The sequence below is a fragment of the Mesorhizobium sp. M7D.F.Ca.US.004.03.1.1 genome, assembly GCF_003998635.1.
Classification (GTDB): domain Bacteria; phylum Pseudomonadota; class Alphaproteobacteria; order Rhizobiales; family Rhizobiaceae; genus Mesorhizobium; species Mesorhizobium loti.
The window spans coordinates 1-3365 of sequence record NZ_RZQG01000652.1 but is presented as its reverse complement, the minus strand read 5'-3'; the positions used below and the strand labels follow the sequence as shown (position 1 = coordinate 3365).

The following is a 3365-nucleotide window of genomic DNA, read 5'->3' as shown; positions in this document are numbered from 1 at the left end:
GCGTTCCCGGCCTGACCGTCGCCGTCTTCGCCATTTCGGCCGGGCTGGCCGGGCTTGCCGGCGCCGTCGACATCATCGGCGTCCAGGGCAATGTCCGCGCCGACTGGAATCCCGCCTATGGGCTTGCCGTGATTCCTGCCGTGTTTCTCGCCCGCATGAACGGTTTTGCGGCCATCGGCTTCGTGTTCCTGCTCTCGGTGCTTTCGATCGGCGGCGAGAGCGCGGCCCGGCGGCTCGGCGTGCCCAATCATTTCACGCTGGTGCTGGTTTCCATCGTGCTGATCGTGCTCGCTCTCGCCGAATATGTCGATCACCGATACAACCAGTCGCGGAGGGCCTAGGGCATGACCGGGCTCTTCAGCGAGGTCTTTCTCAGCGCGCTGCTGTTCGGCGCCGTCACCGCAGCGATCCCGCTGCTGCTTGCCGGGCTCGGCGAGCAGATCTCCGAGAAGGCTGGCGTGCTCAATATCGGCATCGAAGGCATGATGCTGGCCGGCGCCTATCTCGGCTTTGTCGGCGCTTTCTATTCCGGGTCGCTGTGGCTGGGCTTTCTCACCGGTGCCGCGGGCGGCGCCACGGTGGCGCTTGTCATGGCGCTGCTTTGCGTGCGCATCGGGCTGAACCAGATCGTCATCGGCATCGCGCTGACGCTCGGACTCGAGGGTCTGACAGCACTGCTCCACCATTTCCAGTTCTCACGCAGCTACCCCCGCCTGCCGGCGGCGGATGCGACCGTCATTCCGCTGCTTTCGGACATTCCGGTCATCGGGCCTGCATTCTTCAAACATCATCTGATCGTCTATCTGGCGGTCGCGCTGGTTTTCGGCATGGGTTACATCTACCGGCGCACGCAACTGGGCCTCAACCTGCAGGCGGCAGGCGACAAGCCGGCCGCGCTCGACGTTGCCGGCATCGATGTCGTGCGGACCCGCACCATCGCCGTGTTGACGACCGGAGCGCTGGCCGGGCTCGGCGGCGCCTATCTCGCCAATGTCGGGGCCGGCCTGTTCATTCCGTTCATCACCAATGGCGCGGGCTTTCTCGGCATCGTGCTGGCCATGCTGGCGCGTGGTCGCCCGATCTGGGTGCTGTTCGGCGCGTTGCTGTTCGGCGTCTGCCTGTCGCTGACGACGGCCATGCAGGTGGCCGGCATCAACATACCGACCGACATCATCCAGATGCTGCCGTTCCTGGCGGTGATGATCATGCTGGTGCTGTTCGGCCGGCGCGCAAGCCTGCCGGCAGCACTCGGCATTCCATACGAGCGCGGCGCGCGCTGAGCACAATTCATGCGCGGACGGGACCCGCGCCAATAGGAGGCAAGAATGTCGGATACCAAGGTCTACCTGCTCGACGGCGGCTCGCTCGTTCTCGACGGATACCATGTGTTCTGGAACCGAGGCCCTGGCGGCGAAGTGCGCTTCCCCGTCTATTCGATCCTGATCGAGCATGCCGAGGGCCGGTTCCTCATCGACACCGGCTACGACTACGATCACGTGATGAAGGTGCTGCCGTTCGAAAAGCCGATCCAGGAAAAGCACCAGACCATCCCCGGCGCCCTGGCGCTGCTCGGCCTCGAGCCGAAGGACATCGACGTTGTCGTCAATTCGCATTTCCATTTCGACCATTGCGGCGGCAACAAGTATTTTCCGCATGCCAAGAAGATCTGTCACCGAACCGAGGTGCCGCAGGCCTGCAATCCGCAGCCTTTCGAGCATCTCGGCTATTCCGATCTGAGCTTTTCGGCGGAGGCTGCCGAAGCGCGTGGCGCGACCGGGCAATTGCTCGCGGGAACGACACGGGCGAATTCGACCTTCGAGGGCATCGAGGGCGACGTCGATCTCGCCAAGGGCGTAAAGCTGATCTCGACGCCCGGTCATTCGATCGGCCATTACAGCCTGCTGGTCGAGTTTCCCAAGCGCAAGCCGATCATGTTCACGATCGACGCGGCCTATACGCAGAAGAGCCTTGAAACGCTGTGCCAGGCTGCCTTCCACATCGATCCTGTGGCAGGCGTCAATTCGATGCGCAAGGTCAAGACGCTCGCCGAGGACCATGGCGCCGAGCTGATGTACTCGCACGACATGGAAAACTTCAAGACCTACAGGACCGGCACGCAATTCTACGGCTGACCGCCGCCAATCGGGAGACAAGACGATGCGCTATCTCGAACACGCCGATCCGGTCATCACCCTGACCGCGGGGCCGGTGAACGCCTATCCTGAAGTGCTGCGCGGCCTCGGTCGCACGGTGCTCTACGACTACGACCCGGCGTTCCTGCTCTTCTACGAGGGTGTGGTCGACAAGGCGCAAAAGGCAATGCGGCTGTCGAACAAGCCGGTCATCCTGCATGGCGAGCCGGTGCTCGGCCTGGAGGCCGCCGCAGCCTCGCTGATCGCGCCTGACGATGTCGTGCTCAACCTTGCCTCTGGAGTCTACGGCAAGGGCTTTGGCTACTGGGCGAAACGCTATTCGCCACATCTGCTCGAGATCGAGGTGCCCTACAACGAGGCGATCGATCCGCAAGCGGTCGAGGCAATGCTGAAAGCGCATCCGGAAATCACCGTCGTTTCCGTCTGCCACCACGACACGCCGTCCGGCACCATCAATCCAATCGACGCCATCGGCGCGCTGGTTTCAGCGCATGGCGGCTATCTCATCGTCGATGCCGTCTCGTCCTTTGGCGGCATGAAGACGCATCCGGAGGATTGCAAGGCCGATATCTATGTCACCGGCCCGAACAAATGCCTGGGCGCGCCTCCCGGCCTCACTATGATGGGCGTCAGCGAGCGGGCCTGGGCCAAGATGAAGGGCAACGAGGCGGCCCCCCGCGCGTCGATGCTGAGCATCGTCGACTGGGAGCATGCGTGGTCGCGGGACAAGCCGTTTCCGTTCACGCCGTCGGTCTCGGAGATCAACGGGCTCGACGTCGCGCTCGACCTCTACCTCAATGAGGGGCCGGAGGCGGTGTGGGCGCGCCACGCGCTCACCGCCAAGGCCATGCGCGCCGGCGTCGCCGCGATGGGCCTGTCGATCTGGGCCGCCAGCGACAGCATCGCGTCGCCGACCACGACCGCCGTGCGCACGCCCGAAGGCGTCGACGAGAAGGCGCTCCGCCAGGCCGCGCGCGCCCGCTACGGCGTGGTGTTTTCGTCTGGCCGCGGTGAAACCTTGGGCAAGCTGACACGCATCGGCCATATGGGGCCGACGGCGCAGCCGATCTATGCGATCGCCGCGCTGACGGCGCTTGGCGGCGCCATGAACGCGGCCGGCCAGAAACTGGCGGTCGGCAAAGGCATCGACGCGGCGCTGGCTGTTATCGACGCCGACGCCTGAACAGACATCATCGGATCACGCATTGAGGG

At 64.3% G+C, this 3365-nt stretch carries 3 protein-coding genes and 1 pseudogene; all 4 read left to right on the top strand.

Annotated features, from left to right (window positions below):
• A pseudogene (locus EN935_RS27325) lies at positions 1-341 on the top strand (ABC transporter permease); the annotation flags it as partial.
• A gap of 3 nt (positions 342-344) precedes the next feature.
• Positions 345-1280: an ABC transporter permease gene (locus tag EN935_RS27320; protein ID WP_127264583.1), complete on the top strand. Its 936-nt coding sequence runs from the start codon at positions 345-347 to the stop codon at positions 1278-1280.
• A 45-nt stretch (positions 1281-1325) separates the two neighbouring features.
• Positions 1326-2132 carry a 4-pyridoxolactonase gene (locus EN935_RS27315; RefSeq protein ID WP_109659559.1) on the top strand — a complete coding sequence of 269 codons (807 nt, stop codon included), beginning with the start codon at positions 1326-1328 and terminating at the stop codon, positions 2130-2132.
• A gap of 25 nt (positions 2133-2157) precedes the next feature.
• Entirely contained in the window at positions 2158-3336 is a 1179-nt protein-coding gene (locus EN935_RS27310) for an alanine--glyoxylate aminotransferase family protein (protein ID WP_127264582.1), read from the top strand.
• Positions 3337-3365 lie beyond the last annotated feature (29 nt).